Annotated in this window: 5 protein-coding genes; all 5 read left to right on the top strand. The window is 37.7% G+C overall.

Going from position 1 to position 4,235, the window contains the following annotated elements; all coding sequences use genetic code 11:
- Positions 1–297 precede the first annotated feature (297 nt).
- Positions 298–1,593, top strand: a complete 1,296-nt coding sequence (locus IEV57_RS14485; protein WP_229744513.1) for a high affinity choline transporter 1 — start codon at positions 298–300, stop codon at positions 1,591–1,593.
- Complete coding sequence (locus IEV57_RS14490; protein ID WP_188443767.1) at positions 1,586–2,773, top strand: class I SAM-dependent rRNA methyltransferase; 1,188 nt, start codon at positions 1,586–1,588, stop codon at positions 2,771–2,773. Before IEV57_RS14485 ends, IEV57_RS14490 begins: the two co-directional genes overlap by 8 nt.
- A gap of 354 nt (positions 2,774–3,127) precedes the next feature.
- Positions 3,128–3,562 (top strand): hypothetical protein, encoded by a 435-nt coding sequence (locus IEV57_RS14495; protein ID WP_188443768.1) that lies wholly within the window; start codon positions 3,128–3,130, stop codon positions 3,560–3,562.
- 122 nt (positions 3,563–3,684) lie between these two features.
- Entirely contained in the window at positions 3,685–3,909 is a 225-nt protein-coding gene (locus IEV57_RS14500) for a hypothetical protein (RefSeq protein WP_188443769.1), read from the top strand.
- The coding region (locus IEV57_RS14505) for a type II toxin-antitoxin system PemK/MazF family toxin (protein WP_188443770.1) at positions 3,893–4,235 on the top strand (343 nt) is incomplete at its 3' end. The genes IEV57_RS14500 and IEV57_RS14505, both read left to right, overlap by 17 nt.

The raw sequence follows: 4,235 nt of genomic DNA on the forward strand, positions 1-4,235 counted from the left end.
GAAACAAAAAAACCTTATTGAAACTGATTTCAATAAGGTTTTTGTAAATAATTTTAAATCAATACGTTACAGGGTTTTTACCAACTATTTTTGACCATTAGATCGCTTCTTGGTACATTATACATTGTACTTTGTACTTTGTACATCGTTCATTGCACACGATATCCCAATCTAAAATCTACCTTCTAATATCTAAAATCCCTCTTGCTTCTCACAGCGATCATCATATACATCATCATCACCATAGCGGTGGGTGCTTGATCCTCGAAACTGGTCAAAAATTCCAATGACTTTGTTTTGGCGGGCAGGCAGCTGCCGCTTTTTTTGTCTGCTTCTGCCCTATTTGCTACCTGGTTTGGTTCGGAGACGATTTTTGGAGCTTCGTCAGAATACCTAGATTCTGGACTTCAAGGCGTTATTGAAGATCCCTTTGGCGGTGCACTTTGCTTGGTACTTTTTGGGATGTTTTATCTCAGACCGATGTACAAAATGAATGTGTTGACCATTGGGGATGTTTACAAGCGAATCTTTGGCAAGAAAGTCGAATTCTTCGCTTCCGTATTTATGATTCCTGCCTATTTTGGCTACGTAGCAGCGCAGCTAGTCGCCTTGGCACTTATCTTTAACAGCATTGCAGATATTTCTATCGCCAATGCCATTGTGGTTAGTGCTGGCATTGTTGTTTTCTATACCTTCCTTGGAGGAATGTGGGCTATTTCAATCACTGATTTTATCCAAACCACGCTGATTGTCGTGGGATTAATTTGGGTTGCAGTGTTAGTCTCCCAGCGAGCAGGTGGTGTAATGCCAATTTTAGAATCAGCACCAGAAGGGAGTTTTCAGTTTTTCCCTGAACTCAAGCCCACTGCTTGGATCAATTATTTGGGAGCTTGGATGATTATTGGTTTGGGAAGTATCCCAAGTCAAGACATCTACCAACGAGTCATGTCAGCCAAATCAGAAAAAGTCGCTATTAGATCTACCTATTTGGCTGGAAGCTTTTATGTCACTATTGGCTTGCTTCCACTATTTATTGCATTAGGGGCTAAGTTTCTTTATCCTGAAATTTACCTCGAAAACAAACAATTGCTACTTCCAGAGATGGTTCTCCGTCACAGCGGCATTCATGTTCAGATCCTGTTTTTTGGAGCGCTGATTTCTGCGATTATGAGTACCACCAGTTCAGGTTTGCTCGCTCCATCCGCTATTATTTCCGAGAATTTAATTCGCCCCTATTTTGGAGCAAAACTTCAGGACAAACACTTTCTTTGGTTATTGAGATTCAATATCATTTTCGTGGCTATCATCGCCACGATTATGGCACAATGGAAAACAAACATTTATGAACTCGTTGCCGAAGCTTCCATACTCATGTTGGTGAGTTTATTTGTACCTTTGACAGCCGGATTGTACTGGAAAAAAGCCTCAGAAATGGGTGCTCTGATGGCCATTATCTTTGGAATGATTGCCTATTTGGCTTTTATCAATATTGAAATGCCCATCTATCCACACGTTCCTGCTTTAGTAGTAAGTGCTTTATCCATGATATCGGGAACGTATATTTTCCCTAAAAAACGAAAAATCAATGCTTGATTATCCTAAAATCATATTAGCTAAAAATAAAGAAATTTCCATTCTCAGAAAACATCATTGGATCTTTTCAGGCGCCATCGCTACAAGAGATACTGACTTGAAAAATGGCCAATTGGTGCAAGTTTTCAGTGCCAAAGATATCTTTTTAGGAATAGGTCACTTTCAAAACGGCTCCATTATGGTCCGTACAATTTCATTCGAAGAGCAACCTATAGATGGTGTTTTTTGGACAAAAAAAATCCAATCTGCCTTTGATGTCAGACAAAGTATCGGACTTACCGACAGGAAAGAAACCAATGTGTACAGGCTGATCCATGGTGAAGGTGATGGTCTGCCTGGATTGATCATTGATTTTTACAATGGTACGGCTGTTATTCAGGCGCATTCTATTGGCATGCATCAACACATTGAGGAGATTTCTCAAGCGCTACAGGCTATTTATGGAAAGAAACTCTCCGCTGTCTACGACAAATCCGCTGAGACCTTGCCGAAAAATATTTCAGGAATTGAAAACAAATTGATCTTTGGAACACCTCAGACCAATTTGGTAAAAGAATATGGCTGCATCTATGAAATCGACTGGGAGAAAGGTCAGAAAACAGGTTTCTTTGTAGATCAACGAGAAAACAGGCATCTATTCGGAAAATACAGTGCAGGAAAAAAAGTCTTGAACACCTTCTGTTACAGTGGTGGCTTTTCTGTTTCTGCTTTGAGAGCTGGCGCAAAAGAAGTGCATTCCATAGATATTTCAGCAAAAGCAATTGAGTTGACCGATAAGAATGTAGCACTCAATGCTGCTGAATTTAAAGGAAAACATCAGTCTATTGTCGCAGATGTGGTGAAATATATTAAAGAAATCGAACAGGATTATGATGTGATTGTCTTAGACCCACCTGCATTTGCCAAAAACATAAAATCGAGGCACAATGCAGTGCAAGGCTACAAGAGATTGAATGCAGAAGCATTTAAACATATCAAAAGTGGTGGAATTTTGTTTACATTTTCTTGTTCGCAGGTAGTTGATAAACAACTTTTTGCAAACACAATCACGGCTGCGGCGCTGGAAAGTGGTAGAAATATCAGAATCCTTCACTATCTTTCCCAACCATCCGACCACCCGATCAATATCTTTCACCAAGAGACGGAGTACTTGAAAGGATTGGTGGTGTATGTTGAATAGTGGGGTAAGGATGAAATAGGAAGGATGAAGGATGAGTTAGGTATCGTTCGATATTCGAAGTTCAGCGTTCTAAATTCGTAATTAAAATGTCCAATGATGAATGTTGAATGATGAAGTAGGCTTACTAGTCATATCGACCAGTAGGGAGATATCTCGAATTATTAATCTTTAAATTCTCAAATCCGCCACGGCGGACAAAAATTTATAATCTACAATCTAAAATAATGCGTTAGCCAACTTTAAAACTTTCTAACATTACAACTTTCCAACAATTTTCCAATATTGGAATCTTCCAATCCGCCACGGCGGACAAGTTTATAATCTAAAATCTACAATCATAAATCTAAAATTATAATGTACACAGGACTACAACACGCGCATTCGGGACTTGCTTACTTGGTATTGGCAGCTTTGGCTATTATCATGATCATTGCTCTTATTGGAGCATTGAGCGGAAAAGCTTTCACTGAGAAACACAGAAAAATTGCTTTGATTGGTTTTATCCTTTCACACGTTCAACTTTTGGTTGGCTTGATTCTTTACTTCGTCAGCCCAATTGGTTTCTCTTTATTGACTGGTGGTGGAGCCATGGGAGACAAAGTAGCTAGATTGACAGCATTGGAACACCCAGTGATCAATATCATCGCAATTGTGGTGATTACCATTGGCTATTCCAAAGCTAAGAAAATGACAGACAGCAAGGCTAGATTCAGGGCTATCTATATGGCTTATGGTATTGGTTTGGTCTTGATCCTAAGCAGAATTCCTTGGACAAGTTGGTTGGGTTAATTTGGCCCATACAATAATATAAAGCACCCAAGCAGATCTGTTTGGGTGTTTTTTTATTTCTGTAATTGTCAGAACATTATTCGAAAAAATCGTTAATTTGACTAGACAAAATTAAAACTATAATGAAAGCTATAGAAATAAAGTCAAAAACAAATAAGAAAGGTCACCTCAAATTAGATTTGGGTTTGAAAGAAGCTGATAAAAATGTTAAAGTTTTAATTCTCTTAGAAGAAGAAATAAACGATAAAAATGATTGGTTAAAAGTTGTCTCTAATAATCCTGCATTTGATTTTTTAAAAGAAGAAGAGGAAGATATTTATTCATTAGAAGATGGGAAAAAAGTGTGAATTTAAGTTCAAGACAGTTTTGGTAAGCTTTCCTTTCGAAGATTTTAAGTCTCATAAGGTAAGACCAGCTCTTTGTTTAACTGAGCCAATTGGCGATCATGAACACATTGTTTTAGCATTCATTTCTAGTAAAGTTCCTGATTTTTTGGATGAATCAGATCTTTTGGTTGATATTGATGCTGACTTAGGAGAAACGACAGGATTAATTAAAAATTCAGTAATTCGATTTCATAAAATTATCTCAATACCTAAATCTTTAATAAAAAGACAGCTTGGTTATATCCATGGGAGAAATCAGAATTATATTCATGAAAAAAAAAAAAAAA

It is taken from the genome of Belliella aquatica, from assembly GCF_014637795.1.
Classification (GTDB): Bacteria; Bacteroidota; Bacteroidia; order Cytophagales; family Cyclobacteriaceae; genus Belliella; species Belliella aquatica.

What these genes read in the sequence shown, in the direction of transcription:
- IEV57_RS14500 (WP_188443769.1), top strand. Translation starts at nt 3,685, where the DNA reads ATGAAAGCTATAGAAATAAAGTCAAAAACAAATAAGAAAGGTCACCTC.
- IEV57_RS14495 (WP_188443768.1), top strand. Translation starts at nt 3,128, where the DNA reads ATGTACACAGGACTACAACACGCGCATTCGGGACTTGCTTACTTGGTA.
- IEV57_RS14490 (WP_188443767.1), top strand. Translation starts at nt 1,586, where the DNA reads ATGCTTGATTATCCTAAAATCATATTAGCTAAAAATAAAGAAATTTCC.